We start from the raw sequence: 20,656 nt of genomic DNA, 5'->3' as shown, positions 1-20,656 counted from the left end.
ACCGTTTGCGGTGGAGGAGGCAGTCATGACAAAAGATGACGAACCGGTTGACGATCTCCATTCGGTCGCCTGGGCGTCCCCGGATCTCTCCGCCCATACCCCGGTGTCCCGGCTCGATTACGGGGACGCCGAGCAGCGGGCGGAAATGGACGGGGTCGACGGCATGTCTCCCGAGGAGCCCGTGGCGCTGGTGGACGCGCCGAGGTCGACCCAGGAACCGTTCAGTCAGGCGCAGAAACGACGCAACCAGCGGCGGATGCCGACATGACGAAGGGGCGGACCGCTGACGCGGCCCGCCCCCACGACGTGGAGCCTGGACTCAGAAGTCCATGTCCCCGCCGCCCGGCGCAGCCGGGGCAGCCGGGGTCTTCTCCGGCTTGTCCGCCACCACAGCCTCGGTGGTCAGGAACAGGGCCGCGATCGACGACGCGTTCTGCAGCGCCGAACGGGTCACCTTGGCCGGGTCGATGATGCCGGCCTGGAGCAGGTCGACGTACTCACCGTTGGCCGCGTTGAGGCCGTGCCCGGCGTCCAGGTTGCGGACCTTCTCGACCACGACGCCGCCCTCAAGGCCGGCGTTGACGGCGATCTGCCGCAGCGGGGCGTCCAGCGCGATCTTGACGATCTGCGCGCCGGTCGCCTCGTCGCCGGCCAGGTCCAGCTTGTCGAAGGCGGTCTTGCCGGCCTGGACCAGCGCGACACCACCACCGGGGACGATGCCCTCCTCGACGGCGGCCTTCGCGTTGCGCACCGCGTCCTCGATGCGGTGCTTGCGCTCCTTCAGCTCGACCTCGGTGGCCGCGCCGACCTTGATCACCGCAACACCGCCGGCCAGCTTGGCCAGGCGCTCCTGCAGCTTCTCGCGGTCGTAGTCGGAGTCGCTCTTCTCGATCTCGGCACGGATCTGGTTGACCCGACCGTTGATCTGGTCGGCGTCGCCGGCACCGTCGACGATGGTGGTCTCGTCCTTGGTCACCACGACCTTGCGGGCCCGGCCCAGCATGTCGAGGCCGACGGCGTCCAGCTTGAGGCCGACCTCCTCGCTGATCGGCTGCCCGCCGGTCAGGATGGCGATGTCGCCCAGCATGGCCTTGCGGCGGTCACCGAAGCCCGGCGCCTTGACGGCGACGGACTTGAAGGTGCCCCGGACCTTGTTGACCACCAGGGTCGCGAGGGCCTCGCCCTCGACGTCCTCGGCGATGATGGCCAGCGGCTTGCCCGACTGCATGACCTTCTCGAGGATCGGCAGCAGGTCCTTGACCGTCGAGATCTTGCTGTTGACGATCAGAATGTACGGGTCGTCGAGCACGGCCTCCATCCGGTCGGGGTCGGTCATGAAGTACCCCGAGATGTAGCCCTTGTCGAAGCGCATACCCTCGGTCAGCTCCAGCTCGAGCCCGAAGGTGTTGCTCTCCTCGACGGTGATGACGCCTTCCTTGCCGACCTTGTCCATCGCCTCGGCGATGATCTCGCCGACGCTGGTGTCACCAGCGGAGATGGAGGCGGTGGAGGCGATCTGCTCCTTGGTCTCGACGTCCTTGGCGAGCTTGCTCAGCTCCTCCGAGACGTTCGCGACGGCGGCCTCGATGCCCCGCTTCAGGGCCATCGGGTTGGCACCGGCCGCGACGTTGCGCAGGCCCTCACGGACCAGCGCCTGGGCGAGGACGGTCGCCGTCGTCGTGCCGTCACCGGCAACGTCGTCGGTCTTCTTGGCGACCTCCTTGACCAGCTCCGCACCGATCTTCTCGTACGGGTCCTCGAGCTCGATCTCCTTGGCGATGCTCACACCGTCGTTGGTGATGGTGGGAGCGCCCCACTTCTTCTCGAGCACGACGTTGCGGCCCTTCGGGCCCAGCGTCACCTTTACGGCGTCGGCGAGGGTGTTCATGCCCCGCTCAAGGCCGCGGCGCGCCTCCTCGTCGAACGCGATCATCTTGGCCATACGGCGTTGTCCTCCTGGACACTCACGGCCGCCGGAGCCTGTTGACCCCGACCTGCCGCCTGATTACGCACCTTCGGACGTCACTACGGCACTGGCGGACGGGGCCGCCGACACCCGTGGGTGCCTGCTCTGCTCCGTCGCGCTGTGCGACAGTGACGTCCGCCGGCCGGGCCGGACAGCCCGCGACGACCGGCCATGTGCCGCGCACCCGCTCCGCGAGCCCGCGACCGTGGCCCTACCGCCCCGGCCTTGGCACTCACGGTATGCGAGTGCCAAACACTTGTTTAGCACTCTCCCCTGCCGAGTGCAAGCGAGTGAGCCGGTCGAACCGGGCATCGGGACCGGCTGGCGGCGGCCGGAGCGCGGCGGGAGACCAGCAGCCCAATGGGAGCGGAACGGCAGCCGAACCAGCGGTGTCAGGACCCGGCCGGGAGTCGGGAAGCGCCGGCAGATCCGCGCCCCCGCGCCCGCCGACCGCGCGGCCCCGGCGTCTCCGGAGGGGGCCGGAATGCGGGTTGTCGCAATCACGGGAAAGCCCGGCCAAGGGGCGGTCGACGCCAACCCGATCAGGACAGCGGGCGCCTTGCCGGACGCCATACCGCAGCAGCCCGGATCCGTGCGGGCAGTCCGAGAGACGCATCGGACGGAAGACGCGTAGAGATCCGCCGGACGACCGGCACGAGCGCGGTAGCAACCGGCACACCGACCCGCCGGACACGCCAACGACGTCGCACGGCGACCCGGCCAGCCGCAGACCGCCGTCGTTGTGGAGTATCGACACGGCGGGAGTCCGGACTGGGCCGGCAACGGTCCCGACCGGCGGCTTACCGGCGGCCGGGTGGCAGCGGAACGGGGGACGAGCCCGAGAGCGGCGGGCCGATGGCCCGGCAGCTCAGGCGATGACCCGGACCTTTTCCGCCTGCGGGCCCTTCTGCCCCTGGGCGATCTCGAACTCGACGCGCTGACCGTCGTCAAGCGCCTTGTAGCCGTCCATCTGGATCGCGGAGAAGTGGACGAAGACGTCCTGCCCGCCATCGACCGCGATGAAGCCGTAGCCCTTTTCGCTGTTGAACCACTTCACGGTGCCCTGCGCCACGGTGCACTTCCTTACTTCGGTCGCGTCGGAGCTGCCCGAGCTCCGGCGACGCCGTATGCCTGCCGGGACCGCCGAGTCGCTATCCCCAAAATGGATCATGTAATTGGGGAACCACGAATCGAGCGGCCGAACCCGCACCGTACACCAAGGTCGGGCGGCGGCGCACTAGGCCAAAACGGTCACCGAGCAGACAACCGGGCGGTCCTTTCCGGCCTCTCACCTATTGGCGGCCGTCGCTGCCCAGCTCAACCGGCCCGCACCGAAACCGCCGGCGGCTCCGTTACCCGCCGAAACTGGGCGCCGTACGGCGTGCGACCATGGCGGACGTGCCGGCTTCCATCCCGCAGACCGCCGCCGAGCCGGAGTCCGCGCACTCCTCCGATCGACCCGGGTCAGCTACCCCGGACCGGGCCGCCGGTACGGCCGATTCCGGTCTTCGACCGAGCGCCGACCTACCGACGGTCCGCCGGGTACGTCCCGCCGACGCCGCCCGGGTCCGGGCGATCCGCCTGGAGATGCTCGCGGATTCCCCGCTGGCCTTCCTGGAGACGCTCGCCGACGCTGCGGCCCGACCGCACGCCGAGTTCGCGGCCCGGATCGCCGGGATGTCCACCGGCCCCCGGACGGCGGCGTTCGTCGCCGAGGTCGACGGCCGGGTCGTCGGGCACGCCGGTGGCCAGGCGGCACCCGGTCAGCCGGGCGTCACCGTCGTCTTCGCCGTCTACCTCACTCCGGCCTGGCGGGGCAGCGGCCTGCTGGCCGCCCTGGTCGAAGCGGTGGCCGACTGGTCCAGGGCGGTCGCCCGGCCAGAGCTCCTGCTGGAAGTGGTGGTCGGCAACGACCGGGCGGTACGGGCGTACGAGCGGCTGGGCTTCGTCGACACGGGGGTACGGGTGGCACACCCGACCGTCCGCACGCTCCGCGAACTACAGATGCGCCGGACCGCCTGATCTCCGGCGACGGTGGAAGGGGCCCGACCGGCGTGGCAGGAGCCCCCACCGCTGCCGGGTCAGCTGTGCCGGCGGGCCTGGACCACCCGGAACCGATTGGCGACGTAGGCGCCATCGGTCAGCGCGGCGTTCGCCGCCGGGTTGGCGCCGGTGCCGTGGAAGTCCGAGAACGCCGCCGACTGGTTGACGAAGACCCCGCCGGTGAGGTTGCAGGAGAGATGCACCCCGGTCTCGATCGCCGCGTTCTCGGCCGCGTCCAGCACGGCGGAGTCCGTCGAGTAGACCGCGGCGGTCAGCGCGCCGCGCTCGCCGACGGTCTGCCGCAGGATCGCCAGGCTGTGCGGGGTGGAGTCGGTGGCGATCACGAACGAGATCGGCCCGAACCACTCCCGCCCGTACGTGCCGAGATCGTCGGCGCCGAGCTTCGCGATCAGCGGCGTACGCACCACCGCGCCCGGGTAGTTCGGGTGCTCGACCGGCCGGGACGGCAGTACCGGCTCGCCGATCCCGGCGACCTCGTCGAGCCGGGCCAGCACGCCGTCGTTGACGATCGCGCCGATCAGCTCGACCGCGCGGGCCGGGTCGCCGGTGAGCTTGCCGACCGCCCCGGCGATGCCGGCGGCGACCTCGTCGACGCTCTTGTGCCCCTGGTCGGTCTCGATCCCGTCACGCGGCACCAGGATGTTCTGTGGGGTGGTGCACATCTGCCCGCTGTAGAGGGTCAGCGAGAAGCCGATGTTGCGGCACATCCCGGCGAAGTCGTCGGTCGAGTCGACCACGATGGCGTTGACCCCGGCCTTCTCGGTGTAGACGGCGGCCTGCCGGGCGTTCGCCTCCAGCCAGTCGCCGTACTCGGTGGAGCCGGTGAAGTCGACGATCTTCACCTCGGGGCGGAGCGCCAGGGTGGAGGCGAGTCGCTCGCCGGGCGCTTCGGGGGCGAGCAGCATCAGGTTCGGGTCGAAGCCGGCCTCGGCCAGCACCTCGCGGGCGTACCGGACGGTGATGGCGAGCGGCAGCACGGCCCGGGGGTGCGGCTTGACCACCACCGGGTTGCCGGTGACCAGCGAGGCGAAGAGTCCCGGGTAGGTGTTCCAGGTCGGGAAGGTGTTGCAGCCGATCGCCAGCGCCACGCCGCGCGGCACCACGTGGAAGTTCTTGGTCATCCGCAGTGGGTCGCCCTTGCCGGCCGGCTTCTCCCAGGCCGCCGTCGCCGGGTGCCGGGTCATCTCCTGGTACGCGTAGGCGAGCGCTTCGAGGGCCCGGTCCAGCGCGTGCGCGCCACCGGCCTGGAACGCCATCACGAATGCCTGCCCGGTGGTGGCGTGCACCGCATTGGTCAGCTCGAAGACGTGTCCGTGCAGCCGGGCGAGGATCTCCAGGCATACCCCGACCCGGGTCTGCGGCCCCGCGTCCCGCCAGGCCGGCAGCGCGGTCGCGGCAGCGGCCAGCAGCACCTCCGGGTCGGCGTGCGGGTAGCTCACCCCGAGGTCGATGCCGAACGGGCTGGCCTCGGTGGCCACCCAGTCACCGGTGCCGGGCTGGTCGAGCGGGAACTTGCCGCCCAGGTACGCCCGGAACGCCGCCTCGCCCTCGGCGGCGGCGGTCTCGCCGTAGACCCGAGGGCTGGGTGACTCGGGGTAGGCGGACCAGTAGGAGCGTTCGGTGATCGCGGTGAGTGCCCGTTCCAGGGTGTCGGCGTGCCGGGCGAAGAAGGGGTGCGGGGTCTCCGTCATCCCGCCATCATGCCGCACCGGCCCGGCCCGTCCCAGCCTCCGCACCGGGGGTGGACGCCGCCGGTCAGAGGGTCGCCTGCCAGGTGTTGAGCCCGGCGACCGCGCGGAATCCCAGCGCCTCGTTGATCGAGATCATGTAGTCGTTCGACGCGGCGTTGTAGGTGTCGATGACCCGCAGCGCCGGCTCGTGCGCCCGGATCTGCCGCAGGTTGTCGATCTTGATCACGGTGCCGAGGCGGTGCCCCCGGTGCGCCGGCTCGACCAGGGTGATCTGCTGGAACGCGTGCCAGTCGCAGCCAATGTTCATGCCGATCCCGGTCCAGGCCACCAACCGGCCGGTCGCGTCGTGCCGGGCGCCGCTGTTGTACCAGTACTGGCCCCGATCGTGGTAGCCCTGCTCCATCTCGCGCAGCCGGGTCACCTCCGGCCTGGCCGCCTCCCAGGTCAGGTCGCCGATCGGCGCGTCGCTGACCAGGCGGCTGTCCAGGTAGGCGACGTCCTCGGCGTACTCCTCGGGGGTCGCGCCCTGCCAGCGCACGATCGAGTAGCCCTCGGCCCGGGCCAGGCCCTCGGTCAGCAGCCGGTCGAGTTCCGGCTCGTCCAGGGTGGTCAGGTCGAGCCGGCGGCGTACGTCGGCCAACGCCGGCTTGGCACCCAGCGCGGCGGCGAAGGCGTCGCCCGGCATCGTCGGGGCGGCCTGCGGGCTCATGTTCGCCACCTCGCCGATGATCCGTTTGCGGCCCTCGTCCCGGGCCACCCGCACCGCGTACTCGTAGAGGGCCCGGCCGACGCCCCGGCGGCGGTACTCCGGATGGACGGCGAGCGTCAGCCCGGCGTTCTCCAGGTTCTCCCGCTGCGGCAGCGAGACCGCCAGGTAGCCCACGGCCACCCCGTCGAGATAGCCCAGCGCGTGCCGGTCGTCGTTACCGGGCCAGGGGCGCCGGAGCCCGGCGAAGAAGCGCTGCCGGGGCAGCCTCGGCACGTCGGGCTGGTCGGTCGCCCGGGCGGCGGCCTCGATCTCGTACGCCCGCTCGGTGGCGGCGACGTCGGCGACGTCCAGGGGAGTGACCACGATGTCCATGCTCTGGAGGGTGCCGCTTGCACGAACCGGGCGCGACCGAATATCGGGGAACCGTCACCCGGGTCGATGGATCCGCGTTGAGCCAACGGGCGGGCGATGGCGGCAGCCCGGCCGGGGAGAGAGTTTTGGTCGGGAGGACGCCCGCACAACGCCTCCGGCGTCGGGTCGTAAGAGCTTTGAAAGTCTACGGCGGTGCGTCCTCCCGCACGGAGCATCTTGCGACGTGCAGATGCAGCCGTCAAGCCCTCTACCGCGTGTTTTCGTTACGGGCGGCAAAACAGCAGCTACGCACCGCATCCGTACCACCGGGTCCACCGCTCGTCCGGAGAACCCGAACGATCTAACCTGCAAGTTGCACGTGCATCTGCCCGGGCAGGCCCGGGCAGATGCCGAAAAATTCTTCCCGAAAAATTCAGCCGAGCAGGCCGGCGTCCCGGGCCGCCCGCAGCGACGGCTTGACCCGGTACGTCGGACCGACCTGCGCCGCCACCGCGTCCAGCGTCTTGAGGCCCTCGCCGGTGTTGTAGACGACCGTCTCGGCGTCCGGGTCCAGCCGGCCGCTCGCCACCAACTTGCCGAGCACCGCCACCGTCACCCCGCCGGCCGTCTCCGCGAAGACCCCGGTGGTACGGGCCAACTGCCGGATGGCGGCACGGATCTCGTCGTCATCGGCGTAGTCCATCCAGCCGCCCGTGCGGCGGACCGCCTCCAGCGCGTAGAGCCCGGCGGCCGGGTCACCGATGTTGAGCGACTTCGCGATCCCGGTCGGCCGGACCGGGGTGATCACGTCGGTGTCGGCGTGCAGCGCGACGGCGATCGGGTTGCAGCCGGCCGACTGGGCGCCGAAGACCTTCCAGCCGTTGGCCGGGGCCTCGACCAGTCCGATCTCGACCAGCTCGCTGAACGCCTTGTCGATCTTGGTAAGCAGCTCGCCACTGGCCATCGGGATGACCACCTGCTCGGGGATCCGCCAGCCCAACTGCTCGGCGACCTCGTAGCCCAGCGTCTTGGAGCCCTCGGCGTAGTACGGCCGGACGTTCACGTTGACGAACGCGGTGTCCTCGAACTCGTCGGTCTCGACCAGCTCGCCGCAGAGCCGGTTGACGTCGTCGTACGAGCCGTCGATGGCGACCACGTCGCCGCCGTAGACGGCGGTGGTCACCACCTTGCCCTGCTCCAGGTCGCCGGGGATGAAGACGATCGACGGCACCCCGGCCCGGGCCGCGTGCGCGGCGACCGAGTTCGCCAGGTTGCCGGTCGAGGCGCAGGCGAACCGGGTGAAGCCGAGGCCACGGGCGGCGGTCAGCGCCACCGACACCACCCGGTCCTTGAACGAGTGGGTGGGGTTGGCGCTGTCGTCCTTGACCCAGAGCGGCGCCCGGATGCCCAGCTCGGCGGCGAGGCCGGCGGCCGGGACCAGCGGGGTCAGCCCCGGATCGAGGGTGACCCGGGTGGTCGGGTCCTGGCCGGTCGGCAGCAGCGCGGCGTACCGCCAGAGGTTCTTCGGGCCGGCCTCGATGTCGGCCCGGGTGACCCGGGCCAGAGTCGCGGCGTCGTAGCCGACCTCCAGCGGGCCGAAACACTCGTAACAGGCGTGCTGGGCGACCAGCGGGTATTCGGTGCCACAACCGCGGCAGACGAGGACGCGGGCCGGGTTGGGGGCCACCGGGCTGGTCTGGCTGGGGGTCGCGTCGATGATCGACGTCATGGCGATTGCCGTCCTCTCATCTTTCCCTGGCGCCGCACCGCGCGGCGGGGACGGATTTGGCACCTGCTCCGCCGTGGAGTGGTTGCCGGGGCGTCATCGGGCCGTATCCCTCAGCCCCTCTGGATGAGGTATGAAGTTGTGCCGCCAGTCTACGGGCACCGGGAGCCACTGTCCCGGGTCTCTTCCCGGTGTGAGCAAGATCCCCGCGCCGGGCCGCCGGACCGCCGCGGACCACCGGCTGAAATAGTTATCCCAGGCTAACGAAACTTCGGTGCGGCCGGCGGTGACAGTCCGGCCGGCAGGACGGGAGCGCGACGTTGCAGGACGCGATGCAGGCCGGGACGGTCCGGATCACCGGGGCGGGCGGCGACGAGATCGAGGCGTACCTGGCCCAGCCCCTCGGACCCACGCCGCGCGGCGGGGTGGTGGTGATCCACCACATGCCCGGCTACGACGAGGCGACCAAGGAGATCACCCGCCGGCTGGCCAGCTACGGGTACGCGGCGATCTGCCCCAACCTCTACTCCCGGGAGGCGCCGGGGGCGAGCCCGGACGACGCGGCGGCCACGGCGCGGGCCGCCGGCGGCGTACCGGACGACCGGCTGGTCGGCGACGTCGGCGGCGCGGCCGAACACCTGCGCGGGCTGCCGGGGTCGAACGGCCGGGTCGGGGTGATCGGGTACTGCTCCGGCGGCCGGCAGGCGTTCCTGGCCGCCACCCGGCTGCCGCTGGACGCCGCCGTCGACTGCTACGGCGCGTTCGTGGTCGGCGACCCGCCGGAGAGCTTCCCGCTGGCGGTGAAGCCGCTGCTCGACCAGGCTGACAGGCTCTCCTGCCCGCTGCTCGGGCTCTTCGGCGCCGAGGACCAGTACCCGTCGCCGGCCCAGATGGACGAGCTGTCCAGGGAGCTGACCCGGCTCGGCAAGCCGCACGAGTTCCACACCTTCGCCGACGCCGGGCACGGCTTCTTCGCCGTCGACCGGCCCGGCTACCGGCCGCTGGCCGCCACCGAGGGCTGGCGGCGGGTCCGGGACTTCTTCGACCGCCAGCTCGGCGCCTGACCCCGTTCCGCCCCGAGCCAGAGGAGGCCGGCATGTGCACGTACGTCACGGTGAAACGCGAGGTCGACGGCAGCGGCAAGGGTGCCGACGGCTGGTTCCCGGTCAGCCACACCTGCGTCTACGTGGACCATCCGACGCACGCCCCGTACGCACACACCCTCAACATCGACTTTCTGAACCCGGCCGCCGGCCCGGCCGCCCGGGTCGCGGTCGAGCTGACCGAGGAGTCCGCGCTCGCCCTGGTCGATGCGATCCAGGCGGCCCTGGCCGCCGCACCGGCCGGGCTGGCCAGCCGCGACCAGAAGGTCTGACGGTGAGCCTGGCGGCGTCACCTCAGAGCGCCCGGGACTGCCGCACCAGGGCCCGGCCCACCCCCGCCACCGCGACGACGCCGACCACCCCGAGCAGCAGGAAATACGGCCAGGCGCCGGGGAACCCGCGCAGCAGCGCCTCCCGGAGCGCGGTGACGCCGTAGCTGACCGGGTTGACGTCCGCGAGGATCCGCTGCACCGTACCGAGATTCTCGATCGGATAGAACGACGGGCTGGCGAAGAGTCCCAGCGGGGCCAGCACGTTCACCAGCACGGTGAACCGCTGTGAGTCCTGCACCACGGTGCCGAGCAGCAGGCAGAGCGCGTTGAACGCCAGCGCGGCGAGCAGCGCCCCGCAGAGCAGCGCGGCCCAGCGGTCCGCCGGCCAGCGCCCGCGGAACAGCGCCGCCGAGGCCGCCAGCGCGGCGACCGTGTGGACGAACACCAGGGCGGAGCCGGCGAGCAGCTTGCCGGCGACGTACTGCCAGCGGGTGAGCGGGTACGACCACAGTTCCAGCGCCATCCCGTGCGCCCGCTCCTGGACGAACGCCGTACCCGAGGTGGTGGCGGCGGCCAGCAGCGCGGCGAACATCAGCGCGGGTACCACGAAGTCGGGGTAGCCGACCCTCTCGCCCCGGTAGGTCACCGTACCGAGCAGGTCGGCGAGCGAGGTGGCGACGAGTGCGATGTAGACGGCGGTCGGCACCACCGCGAGCAGCAGGTTGCTGCGGTTGCGGGTGAGCAGCAACCACTCCCGCCGCAGCGTCGCGGTGAATCCGGAGCCGTGCCAGGGCGGCGCGGCGGTGTCGTCGTCGGCCAGGCCGGACAGGCTCACCGGATGGTCACCTCCGATCGGGTCAGGGCCACGAAGGCCTCCTCCAGCGAGGCCGTGGCCAGCTCCACGCTGTCGACCGGGATCTGCTGGTCGGCCAGTTCGGCGAGCAGCCGGGGCAGCCGCCGCCGCAGGTCCGGCCCGGTCAGCACGATCTCGTTTCCGCTGCGGGCCGCGGCCAGGCCCAGCCGCAGCGCCCCGGCGGCGATCGCCGGCCAGCCGTCCACCGATCCGCTCCGCAGCACCGCCCGCGCCTCGCCGCGTTCGTCCCGCAGATCCGCCGGAGCGCCGTCCCGGATCATCCGGCCCCGGCACAGCACCAGCACCCGTTCGGTGTTGCGCTCCACCTCGTCGAGGTAGTGGCTGGTCAGCACGATGGTCAGCTCGTGCTGCCGGCGCAGCTCGTTCAGGCCGGCCCAGACCCGGCGCCGGCCCTCGACGTCCAGTCCGGCCGACGGCTCGTCCAGCAGCAGGACTCTCGGCACCCGGAGCAGGGCCCGCACCAGCTGGAGCCGGCGCCGCTGCCCGGCCGAGAGGGTGTGCACGAGCTGGTCATCGCTGCCGGCCAGCTCGAAGGCGCCGAGCAGTTCGTCGGCCCGGGACCGGGCGCGGCGCCAGGGCAGGCCCCGGAACGCCGCGGCGATCCGCAGGTTGTCCCGGACCGTCAACATCAGGTCGAACGGCCCCGACTGGTGCACCACCGCCACGTCCCGCCGCGCGCCGGCGTCGGGCTGGCGGCCGTGCACCAGGATCCGACCGGAGCTGGCCGGGCAGGCGCCGCAGACCAGTTTGAGCAGGGTGGTCTTGCCGGAGCCGGCCGGGCCGAGCAACCCGACCGCCTGGCCGGCCGGAACGTCGAAGGTCAGCCCGTCGACCGCCGGGGCGGCGACGCCGGGATACACCTTGACCAGGTCGGTCGCGACGATCGCCGGGGTCACGGCGCACCGTCGAGCGCCGGCTCCGGGGATCCCGGCAACGGGGGTACGCCCAGCGTGGCGAGGATGATCCGGATCTCGCTCTCCGGACCCGCCTCCCGCAGTGGCGGGCCGGTCCGCAGGTGGTGATCGACGTCGTCCGGGGCGATGAGCGGCTGCGCGTCACCGGGCCCGGCCTGCGGCGCGACCGTGCCCCGGCCGGCGGCGCCGGGCAGCGCCGGCGAGCCGAACCGGCAGCCGAGCACGATGTCGAGCCGCTGCGCCGGGCGGCTCGGGCCGGCCAGTCCGGTACGTAGGTCGTCGACCGGGCGTACCGCGGCCGGGGAGATGCCCACGGTCACCCCGCCCAGCGCGTCGAGCGCGTCCAGGGCTCGGCGTACCCGGTCCGGCAGGGCGGAGCCGGCGGCGAGGTGGCGTACTCGGACCAGGGCCTCCGGACGGCGGCTCCCCGGCACCGGAAGCTGGTGGTCGGTCTCCGGTACGGCCCGGGCCGCCGCGCCGACCAGCCAGAGCGTGACGCCGTCCGGCGGCGGGAGCGGCGGCCAGCCGACGGCCGGGGCACCCGGGAGCCGGGCGGCGACCTGCGGCACCCGGCCGAGCAGTGCCGCCCGGGGCACCGGCGGGTCGTACAGCGGCAGGTTGTCGCCGGCGGTCAGCAGGTGCTCCGGCAGCCGGGCCACCACCCGGTGCACCACGATCCCGTCGCCGTGCTGGTACGCGACCACCTCGCCGGGGCGGATCTGGTCGAACTCGACCGGCTCGACGACGACGGTGCCGCCGGAGAGCACCGGCAGCATGCCGGAGTCGGTGACCGGTACCCGGGCCAGTCCTCCGGCGGCGAGGGTCGCGCGTACCAGGTCGGCGAAGCCGCTTCCGCTCACCGGTCGCCCTCCGCTCCGGCCGGTCCGGACGGCTCGGCCGCCCGAAGCAGGTCGCGGGCGTGCAGCAGCCCGACGAACTCGCGGACGTCCCGGGCGACGGCCTCGCGTTCCCGGCCGTCGTCGCCGCCGAACGCGTCGGCCAGGTCACGCACGACGGTCTCCACGGCGCTGCCGGCGGCGAGCCGACGCCAGATCTGCGCGCCGCTCGCGTTGAGCGTCTGGAACTCCCCGTCGGCCGGGTTGTAGAGCCGGACCTCCTCGTCGTCGTCGACCCAGACGATCCCGGAGTTGATTCCGACCGTCACGCGGCACCTCCCAGTCCGGTGGTCAGCAGTGGAAGCGACCGGCATCCTCCGGACGGCGGGGTCCGGGCGTGCCGGCCGTCGGCGGACGGGTGGGGCGAACATCTCGCGCAGCGGCTGGTTCCGCAGGTTGCCGGCCGGGTGCGGCGGGCCGGGGACCGGCTCGCGGGGATAGACGTCGCCACGCGGGTCGACGTGGATGTCGATGCCGCGGAGCCCGCAGTCGGCTTGGACCGAACACGAGGGAACCGCCCTCGGGCCCTGGCTGAGGGCCTTCCGGGCCACCGGGCTCGTCCAGCCGGACCGCCGCGCCGCGAGCTGGTACTCCCCGCCGAGGTACTCCCAGCCCAGGTGGGGACCGCCCGGGCCGCCCCGTTCGACGGCGGTGTGGCTCATCATCCGGATCCGGCTGAACTCGATGCCGTCCAGGAACGCCATCAGGTCGTCCAGCGCGGCGATGTTCTCCGGCGACACCACGTGGTCGATCGCCGGTTTGACACCGGCCGCGTTCAGCAGGGCCAGCCCGCGTACGGTCCGCGCGACCGTGCCCTCGCCCGGAGCCGTACCGAGCAGCTCGTGGCCGCCGCCGTCCAGGCTGACGGTGATGCTGGCGAAGGTGTCGGCGATCCGCCGGGCGGTGCCGGCGTCCCGGATCCGGGTGCCGGTCGTGACCAGGTTGACCCGCAGCCCCCGACTGCGGGCGAGGTCGGCCACGTCGAAGAGATCGCGCCGCAGCATCGGTTCGCCGCCGGTCAGGATCAGCAGCTCCGCGCCGAGCTCGGCGATCTGGTCCACCAGGTCGAGGGACTCCGCCGGTTCCAGCTCACCGGGGAGCGGGTGGGCGCAGGAGGCGGGGCGCTCCCGGCAGGGCGGAGGGCAGCCCTCGGTGATGGCGTAGCGGACCGCCCTCAACCTCGGCTCGGCCGGCCGGACCCGGGGCACCCGGCCCGGCAGGTAGACCAGCCAGTTCAGCACCAGGGTGCCGAGTTGGCGTTCGAGACGGTGCCACTCGCCGGGCACGGTGGATCCGGACGGTGGGGCGGCCCCGTCGGCGAGCGCCCGCAGCAGTCCGAGTTCCTCCTCGGAGAGCACCGCCCAGGCGGCCAGGCCCGGATTCTCCACGAGATACCGGTCGCGGCAGCGGAAGTAGCCGAGGTCGTCCGGGACGATCAGGGAGTCCCACATCGCCGACAGTCGCATGAGCACTCCCCGTCCAGCCGGAGGGAGCCGCCGTCGGGCGGTTCCCCGCTGTCCCGAGGTCCGTGCGGCGGGTCTCGCCGACGGGACTCGATCCAGTCAAGAATCACCGACTGTCACCGTGCGATACCAGAAAGCAGAATTGGCGTCTTGACAGCGGATCGGCGGGGATCTAGTGTCCGGGGCCCCTGCCACCCCACCGTCCCGGGCTCCGGGTCACCCTTCCCGGCGGAAGGCGAGGTGCTGTCTGTCGTGTCCGCGCTCTCGGTCTCCGTGGTCGACGACGACCGGATGCTGCTGGACGGCATGGCCGCCTGGCTCAATTCCGTTCCCGACCTCCGGCTGCTCTGCACGGCGGCCACCGTCGACCAACTCCTCGACACCGAACCGGGCCGGGCTGACGTCGTCGTACTCGACCTGCTGCTGGCGGACGGATCCGCGCCGGTGGACAACGTGCGCCGGCTCGTCGCCACCGGGCGGCCGGTGCTGGTGGTCAGCGTGGTGCCGCACGTGGTGCACGGCGTGGACGTGATCCGGGCCGGCGCGTCGGGCTACCTCACCAAGGACCACGACCTGCCGAGCCTGGCCGAGGCGATCCGGACGGTCGCCCGGGGCGAGGTGGCGCACTCCCCCGAGCTGGCCTTCGCCTGGTCCTGTGACGAGCGGCCGGACCGGCCCAGACTGGCGCCCCGGGAACGGTCCGTACTGGTCGCCTACGCCTCCGGCATGACGCTGACCGCGGTGGCCCGCAAGGTCGGCATCCAACCGACGACCGCGCGGCAGTACCTGGACCGGGTCAAGGCGAAATACTGCGACGCGGGCCGGCCGACGTACACCAAACTCGACCTCGCCGACCGGGTCCGCGAGGACGGGCTGCACCGCTACCCGTCCGCCTCCGGCGACGACGCCGGCCAGAGCAGCTCGACACTCGTGCCGTGACCGGGCTCGGAGAAGAGCCGCAGCTCGCCGCCGACCTCGGTCATCCGTTCGGCGATCGACCGGCGTAACCCGAAACCTCCGGTGGCACCGTCGGTGTCGAACCCGACCCCCCGGTCGACGACCCGCACCCCGAGCACGCCGTCGTACCAGTCGACGGTGACCCACGCCTCGCCGGTACCGGCGTGCCGGGCCACGTTGTTCAGCGCCTCCCGGGCGGCGTCGCAGACCGCCCGTACGACGTGCCGGGGCGGCTGGGACGGCACGTTGCCCGAGCGCAGGTGCACCCGCAGGCCCAGCCCGGTCGCGTCGGCCACCACCTCGGCGAGGCTGACACCGAGAGTGCTCTCCGCCTCGGCCCGGTCCTCGGTGACCAGGCTCCGGATGTAGTCGGCCTCCCGGCCGCAGCGCCGCCGGACGTCCTCGGCGCGATGGTCCAGCCCGCCCCGGGCGATCGCGGTCAGCGTCGCCAGCGCGGTGTCGTGCAGCCGGCGGTAGTGGTGCAGCCGTTCGGCGTACCGGGCCGCCCCGGCCGCGGTCGCCGTCTCGGCCGCGAGCCGGCGCTGGGTCGCCTCGTCGACGGCGTTGGCCTGGGCGCAGAGGAACCGGCGGGTGAAGTGCAGCACCAGCGCGAACCACAGGCTGGAGTTGACGTGGTTGACGAAACCCGACTCCCAGGGCGGCAGCCCGCCGATCTGCACCGAGGCGGCGGCCACCGCGGTCAGCACCAGCAGCCCGAGCCCGACGAGCAGCGCCCGCAGGCTCAGCACCGCCCCGACCAGTGCCGCCGAGCCGAGGGCGAACTTGCCGGCCCAGTTCGCCGCCGACAGCTCGTAGCCGGACCGGATGTTGGCGTTGACCACCACCAGCAGCCCGCAGATGATCGCGACGTCCAGCACGACGTGCCCGTAGCTGAACCAACCCCGCCGCCACACGAGCGCCCCGAGCAGGACGTTCCAGCCAACCACGCCGAGCAGCAGCGTCGTGTTCAGCGCGGGGCTGTGGTAGCGGGTGTCACCGCTGGACATCCCGAGCAGCGCCGGCACGATGTAGCTCGCCCGCTGGCAGAACAGCAGCACGGCGATGAAGCGCAGCGTGCGCTCCCGGCCGGGCATGGTGACCATCAGCCGGGCGTCCACCCAGCCCAGTCGTGCCTCGGAGAGGAACCGGCTGATCCGCCGGGGCGGTCGCCCGACCCGGGTGGCAAGATCCAGCACCGGACACCCCCTGTCCCAGAGTCACCGGGCAGCCGTCCCGCGGCCCCGGCCGGCGCGGAGCGTCGTGGACCGCAGGGTGACGGCTTCGTCGCCCACGCCGCTCCCGCCACCGGCAGTGAGAATATCGCTACCGACCAGCGGCGGAGAGCCCGCCGGAGGCTTGACGGTCGCCGTACGGCAACGATGGCCCGAGCTGCGCCGGGCACCAGACTGACGCCGGCACATGCCTGGCGAGCGTGATACCACCGAGTCATCACGATGACCCGGTGGTATCACCGCCAGCTGGGAACTGCCCACCACCCGGCGACCGTCGTGCTACGACACCACGTCCTTGCGGGTGAAGCGCCAGAAGGCGAGCGACCAGAAGACGGTGGCGTAGCAGATCGCCGAGATGGCGCCCTTGACGATGTCGTCGGTCTGCACCGGGGTGGAGAGCAGGCCGAGCCAGGCGCTGCTGTAGTGCGTCGGCAGGAAGTCCCGCACCACGCCCAGCGCGGTGATCTGGTCGAGGATGCTGGAGAGGATCCAGAGCAGCACCGCGCCACCCACCGCGCCGAGCGCCGCGTCCGTGGTCACCGACAGCAGGAACGCCAGGCCGGCCACGACCAGCAGGACGACCGCCAGATAGCCGAGGATGCCGAGCAGGCGCAGCAGCCCCTCCCCGGCCGGGATCTGCGCGGCGACGGTGCTGGACAGCGGGGACCAGCCGTACCGGAGGGTGCCGACGAGCAGCGCGGTGCCGGCCAGCAGCAGCAGGGCCAGCAGCGAGTACCCGAGTGCGACCACCAGCTTGACCGCCAGCAGTCGGGCCCGGGGCACCGGTACGGCCAGCAGGTAGCGCAGGCTGCCCCAGCTCGCCTCGCTGGCCACCGTGTCGCCGCAGAACAGCGCCACCACCACGACCAGCAGGAACGACGACGAGACGAGCAGCGCGAAGAGGGTGAAGTTGAGCCCGCCGCTGGTGGCCAGCTCGATCAGGCTGCCGAACTCGCCCCCGCCGTTGTCGTCGTCGCCGGAGCCCTCGAACTGGAACGCGATCAGGATGATCAGCGGCAGCAGCACCATGAAGCCGAGCGCGAACTGGGTACGCCGGCGGGACGCCTGCCGGCGCCACTCGGCGGCGATCGAGAGCGTGGCCCGGGGCCGGTACCCGGCGGCGGCACCGGCCGCGTCCGGTGCCGCCGGAGTCTGTGTGGCGGTCATCAGCGGTCCCCGCTTCCCCGAGAGTTCTCGCCGACCAGGGCGAGGAAGGCGTCCTCCAGGCGGCGGCGCGGCACCACCCGGTCCACCCCGACACCGGCCCGGACCAGTTCGGCCACCACCTCGCTCCGGGCGGTGCCGTTGGTGTCGACCACCAGCGCGCCGTTGGTCTCCGGCAGCACCCGTACTCCGGCCAGCCGCTCCATAACCGCCCGGGCGGCGTCGACGTCGGAGACGTCGAACTGGGTACTCGGCGACTCGCCGACGATCTCCTCCACCCTGCCGGCCGCCACGATCTGCCCCTTGTGCACGACGACCGCGTGCGTGCAGGTCTGTTCCACCTCGGCCAGCAGGTGGCTGGAGACCAGCACCGCCCGGCCGTCGGTGGCGTACCGGCGCAGCACCCGGCGCATCTCGGCGATCTGCGGCGGGTCCAGCCCGTCCGTCGGCTCGTCCAGCACCAGCAGCTCCGGCAGGCCGAGCATGGCCTGCGCGATGGCCAGCCGCTGCCGCATGCCATGGCTGTACTTGCGGGTCCTGCGGTGGATCGAGTCGCCGAGCCCGGCGATCTCCAGCGCCTCCTCGAAGTGCGCGTCCGCCTCCGGCCGGCCGGTCGCCCGCCAGTACGCGCGCAGGTTCTCCAGACCGCTCAGGTGCGGCAGGAAGCCCGGCCCCTCCACCAGCGCGCCGATCCGGGACAGCACCGGCGAGCCGGGCACCAGCCGGTGACCGAAGACGTGGATCTCGCCGGTGGTCGGCTGGGTCAGCCCCATCAGCACCCGCAGCGTGGTGGTCTTGCCGGCGCCGTTCGGCCCGAGCAGGCCGACCACCTGGCCCCGGTGCACCTCGAAGTCGATCCGGGAGACCGCGACGAAGCCGTCGGCGTACTCCTTGCGCAGGTCGCGGACGACCAGCGGGGTGTCGGCGTACTCGGGATGCACCGAGGTGTCGTGCCGGCGGTGCCGGCGGCGGAGCACGGCCACCACCACGACGAGCCCGAGCACGATCGCGGCGACCAGGCCGGCGAGCGCCCAGCGCCAGACCACCGCCGGGGTGGCGATCGGCTCGCCGACCACGGTCGGCAGCGACACCTCGGCGCCGGTCAGGGCGGCCCCGGCCGGCATTCCGGGTACGGCCCCGGAGGCCGGCCCGGCCAGCGCGACGGTGTAGGTGACCGGCTCGACCGGGGTGGCGTAGCCCTGGTCGGAGGTGGCGACCACGATCCGGAGCCGGTGCCCGGCCTCGATCCGGCGCACGATCGCCGGCAGGGTGACCCGGACCGGCGTCGCGGCGGAGATGTCGGCGGGCAGCCCGGTCAGCCGGACCGGCGCGACGAGGCCGTTCGAGAGCGCGGCCGGGCCGTTCGGGTCGACGTCGTAGAGCTTGACGAAGAGCACCGCCTCGCCGGTCGGCGACGCGGCCCGGATCGTGACCGTCGGCGAGCCGACCACGTCGACGGCCCGGGGAAGCGGTGCCGACTCGAACCGGCCGTGCTGGCCGGGCAGGTCTCCGGCGACCCCGTCGAGCAGCGACGAGAAGCCGCCACCGAACGGCAGTGCGGAGATCGCCGCCGGGTTGCCGGCCGGCGGGTTGGCGATCCGCTGTGCCGGCCCGGCCACCGCGATCGACTCGCTGGTGGTGCCGCCGACGCCCGGATAGTCGGTGACGGAGAAGCCGGTGGCGACCAGCCCGCGGTCCAGCGCGTCGAAGCCGGCGATCCGCGACCAGGTGAAGCTGGTCGACGGCGCGTCGCCGGACCCCTTGACGTAGTGCTCCAGCCACTGTGCCATCAGGAACCGCAGCCGGTCCCGGTCGGTCTGCGGGCCCTCGCCGCCGTCGTGCCCGCCGGTGAACCAGGCGACCCGGACCGGGGTGCCGCCGGCCGCGATGCCCCGGGCGTTGGCGTCCGCCTCGGCGAGCGGGAAGAGCGTGTCCGCGGCGCCCTGGACCAGCAGGGTGGGCGCCTTGATCCGGTCGAGCACGCCGGCCGGGCTGGACCGGCGGAGCAGCTCGACCGCCGCCGGGTCGGCCCGGCCCGTGGTGGCGATCCGCAGGTACGCGGCGCAGACGTCGGCGGCGAAGCGCCCGCAGGCCGGGTCGTCCGGGGTACCGCCCGGAGCGGCACCCGGCACCGTGCCGAGCACCGGGTCCTGCCCGCCGGCCGGACCGTCCCCGTCGGCATCCTCGTCGCCGGAGTCCTCGCCGCCTGGTGCGGTGCCGGGGGCGGTGAGTCCGCCCAGGCCGGTACCGCCGCCGCTGCCGAAGAAGATCCCGGCCCAGCCCTTCTTGAACACCCCGTCGACCGGCTCCCGGCCGGTGGACTCGGGCAGGAAGGAGCGGGCCAGGTCGTTCCAGGTGATCATCGGCACGATGGCGTCCACCCGCTGGTCCTGGGCGGCGAGCAGCAGGGCCAGGGCGCCGCCGTACGAGCCGCCGACCACGCCCACCCGGGGGTCGCCGGCCGAGTCCTTGCGGATCTCCGGCCGTGCGGCGAGCCAGTCGAGCAACCGGGCCGCGTCCCGTACCTCGTAGTCGGGGTGGTCGAGGTGGATCTGCCCGCCGCTGCGCCCGAACCCCCGGGCGGTGTATGTCAACACGGCGTAACCCAGCCCGGCCAGGTCCTCGGCGTCGGACTCGACGGACCGCTTCGTGCCGCCGAAGCCGTGCGCCAGCAGCACCGCCGGTACCGGCCGGTCGGCGCTCGCCCCGTCCGGCAGGTAGAACCTGGTGTCCAGGTCGACCGGCTGGTCGCCGCCCGGTCCGGACCGGACGGAGATCATGGAGTCCGTTGTGGAGTAGGGCGGGTTCTCCGGCCACACCGCCCAGCCGACCAGCGCGGCCAGCAACACCAGCACGGTCGATCCGGCAATCAACCGGCGCCGGGTCGGCCGGGCACGGCGCAGCCGCGCCAGCAGTCGGGAAGGCATGGCTCACACCGTACGGCGCCGGAGCTGAGCGTTGGCTGAGATCCGCCGTACGTCCGTCCGGCTGGCCCGTTCGGTGTCCGTGAGTCGTCGTCCGCGTCGCGCCACCGGGTATCCGGCGGGGCGACTTCGGATCCTGTGAATTCCGATCTTTCGGCGCAACGCCCACCTAACCGATACATGCGCCTAGGCAACTATCCACAAGGAGTCACATTTTTGGTCACCGGGTGTTACCTGTACCCAAGTGACGCATAACTGACTGCTCGACCCGGATCGAGCGGGTCCGACGTCTACTAGTTTTCCGGTCCGGTGGACGGGACCGGGCGGTCTCCCCACGCCCGCCACGCAGC

Annotated in this window: 17 protein-coding genes and 1 riboswitch; of the genes, 5 read left to right on the top strand and 12 right to left on the bottom strand. The window is 72.6% G+C overall.

The window, feature by feature from the left end:
• Positions 1–10: 10 nt before the first annotated feature.
• On the top strand, positions 11–268 hold the full coding sequence (locus ACSMXO_RS02950) for a hypothetical protein (RefSeq protein WP_455416616.1): 258 nt from the start codon (positions 11–13) through the stop codon (positions 266–268).
• Between the two features lie 51 nt (positions 269–319).
• Here ACSMXO_RS02950 and groL read toward each other — a convergent pair whose 3' ends face one another.
• A complete protein-coding gene (groL, locus tag ACSMXO_RS02945; RefSeq protein ID WP_107257537.1) occupies positions 320–1,942 on the bottom strand; it encodes a chaperonin GroEL in 1,623 nt (540 codons plus the stop codon).
• An 892-nt stretch (positions 1,943–2,834) separates the two neighbouring features.
• Positions 2,835–3,038 (bottom strand): cold-shock protein, encoded by a 204-nt coding sequence (locus ACSMXO_RS02940; protein WP_123563110.1) that lies wholly within the window; start codon positions 3,036–3,038, stop codon positions 2,835–2,837.
• A gap of 326 nt (positions 3,039–3,364) precedes the next feature.
• Here ACSMXO_RS02940 and ACSMXO_RS02935 point away from each other — a divergent pair, with 326 nt between their 5' ends.
• Positions 3,365–3,988, top strand: a complete 624-nt coding sequence (locus tag ACSMXO_RS02935; RefSeq protein WP_346260925.1) for a GNAT family N-acetyltransferase — start codon at positions 3,365–3,367, stop codon at positions 3,986–3,988.
• Positions 3,989–4,047: 59 nt separating this feature from the next.
• Here ACSMXO_RS02935 and paaN read toward each other — a convergent pair whose 3' ends face one another.
• From paaN to thrC, 3 genes are all read right to left on the bottom strand, one after another.
• Positions 4,048–5,721, bottom strand: coding sequence for a phenylacetic acid degradation protein PaaN (paaN, locus tag ACSMXO_RS02930; protein WP_455416615.1), 1,674 nt, complete (start codon positions 5,719–5,721; stop codon positions 4,048–4,050).
• Between the two features lie 64 nt (positions 5,722–5,785).
• On the bottom strand, positions 5,786–6,802 hold the full coding sequence (locus ACSMXO_RS02925) for a GNAT family N-acetyltransferase (protein WP_346260923.1): 1,017 nt from the start codon (positions 6,800–6,802) through the stop codon (positions 5,786–5,788).
• Positions 6,803–7,214: 412 nt separating this feature from the next.
• On the bottom strand, positions 7,215–8,510 hold the full coding sequence (thrC, locus tag ACSMXO_RS02920; protein ID WP_346260922.1) for a threonine synthase: 1,296 nt from the start codon (positions 8,508–8,510) through the stop codon (positions 7,215–7,217).
• Positions 8,511–8,523: 13 nt separating this feature from the next.
• A riboswitch (SAM riboswitch) is annotated at positions 8,524–8,640 on the bottom strand.
• Between the two features lie 187 nt (positions 8,641–8,827).
• On the opposite strand from thrC, the gene ACSMXO_RS02915 reads away from it, so the two are divergent.
• Both ACSMXO_RS02915 and ACSMXO_RS02910 read left to right on the top strand, forming a co-directional pair.
• Positions 8,828–9,571 carry a dienelactone hydrolase family protein gene (locus ACSMXO_RS02915; RefSeq protein ID WP_455416614.1) on the top strand — a complete coding sequence of 248 codons (744 nt, stop codon included), beginning with the start codon at positions 8,828–8,830 and terminating at the stop codon, positions 9,569–9,571.
• A gap of 32 nt (positions 9,572–9,603) precedes the next feature.
• The gene (locus ACSMXO_RS02910) at positions 9,604–9,882 is read left to right on the top strand and encodes a DUF6295 family protein (protein ID WP_455416613.1); all 279 of its coding nucleotides are present in this window, start codon (positions 9,604–9,606) and stop codon (positions 9,880–9,882) included.
• Between the two features lie 22 nt (positions 9,883–9,904).
• Here ACSMXO_RS02910 and ACSMXO_RS02905 read toward each other — a convergent pair whose 3' ends face one another.
• Genes ACSMXO_RS02905 through ACSMXO_RS02890 form a run of 4 tightly spaced genes read right to left on the bottom strand, consistent with a single transcriptional unit; the run spans position 9,905 to position 14,032 of the window.
• On the bottom strand, positions 9,905–10,717 hold the full coding sequence (locus ACSMXO_RS02905) for an ABC transporter permease (RefSeq protein ID WP_455416612.1): 813 nt from the start codon (positions 10,715–10,717) through the stop codon (positions 9,905–9,907).
• Positions 10,714–11,652 carry an ABC transporter ATP-binding protein gene (locus ACSMXO_RS02900; protein WP_455416611.1) on the bottom strand — a complete coding sequence of 313 codons (939 nt, stop codon included), beginning with the start codon at positions 11,650–11,652 and terminating at the stop codon, positions 10,714–10,716. Before ACSMXO_RS02900 ends, ACSMXO_RS02905 begins: the two co-directional genes overlap by 4 nt.
• Positions 11,649–12,530: a S24/S26 family peptidase gene (locus ACSMXO_RS02895; protein ID WP_455416610.1), complete on the bottom strand. Its 882-nt coding sequence runs from the start codon at positions 12,528–12,530 to the stop codon at positions 11,649–11,651. Before ACSMXO_RS02895 ends, ACSMXO_RS02900 begins: the two co-directional genes overlap by 4 nt.
• Positions 12,527–14,032, bottom strand: a complete 1,506-nt coding sequence (locus tag ACSMXO_RS02890) for a PqqD family peptide modification chaperone (RefSeq protein ID WP_455416609.1) — start codon at positions 14,030–14,032, stop codon at positions 12,527–12,529. The genes ACSMXO_RS02895 and ACSMXO_RS02890 overlap by 4 nt, the downstream gene beginning before the upstream one ends.
• A gap of 237 nt (positions 14,033–14,269) precedes the next feature.
• Between ACSMXO_RS02890 and ACSMXO_RS02885 the strand changes: the two genes are divergently transcribed.
• Positions 14,270–14,968, top strand: a complete 699-nt coding sequence (locus tag ACSMXO_RS02885) for a response regulator (protein WP_455416608.1) — start codon at positions 14,270–14,272, stop codon at positions 14,966–14,968.
• Here the strand turns inward: ACSMXO_RS02885 and ACSMXO_RS02880 are convergent.
• From ACSMXO_RS02880 to ACSMXO_RS02870, 3 genes are all read right to left on the bottom strand, one after another.
• Positions 14,911–16,182: a sensor histidine kinase gene (locus tag ACSMXO_RS02880; protein ID WP_455416607.1), complete on the bottom strand. Its 1,272-nt coding sequence runs from the start codon at positions 16,180–16,182 to the stop codon at positions 14,911–14,913. The two genes, ACSMXO_RS02885 and ACSMXO_RS02880, sit on opposite strands and share 58 nt — an antisense overlap.
• Positions 16,183–16,497: 315 nt before the next feature.
• On the bottom strand, positions 16,498–17,385 hold the full coding sequence (locus tag ACSMXO_RS02875; RefSeq protein ID WP_455416606.1) for an ABC transporter permease subunit: 888 nt from the start codon (positions 17,383–17,385) through the stop codon (positions 16,498–16,500).
• Complete coding sequence (locus ACSMXO_RS02870) at positions 17,385–20,309, bottom strand: alpha/beta fold hydrolase (RefSeq protein ID WP_455416605.1); 2,925 nt, start codon at positions 20,307–20,309, stop codon at positions 17,385–17,387. The genes ACSMXO_RS02875 and ACSMXO_RS02870 overlap by 1 nt, the downstream gene beginning before the upstream one ends.
• Positions 20,310–20,656: the final 347 nt, after the last annotated feature.

The sequence above is a fragment of the Plantactinospora sp. DSM 117369 genome (assembly GCF_053764795.1).
The sequence above is the reverse complement of the archived record's forward strand: the minus strand, read 5'-3'. Positions and strand labels throughout refer to the sequence as shown.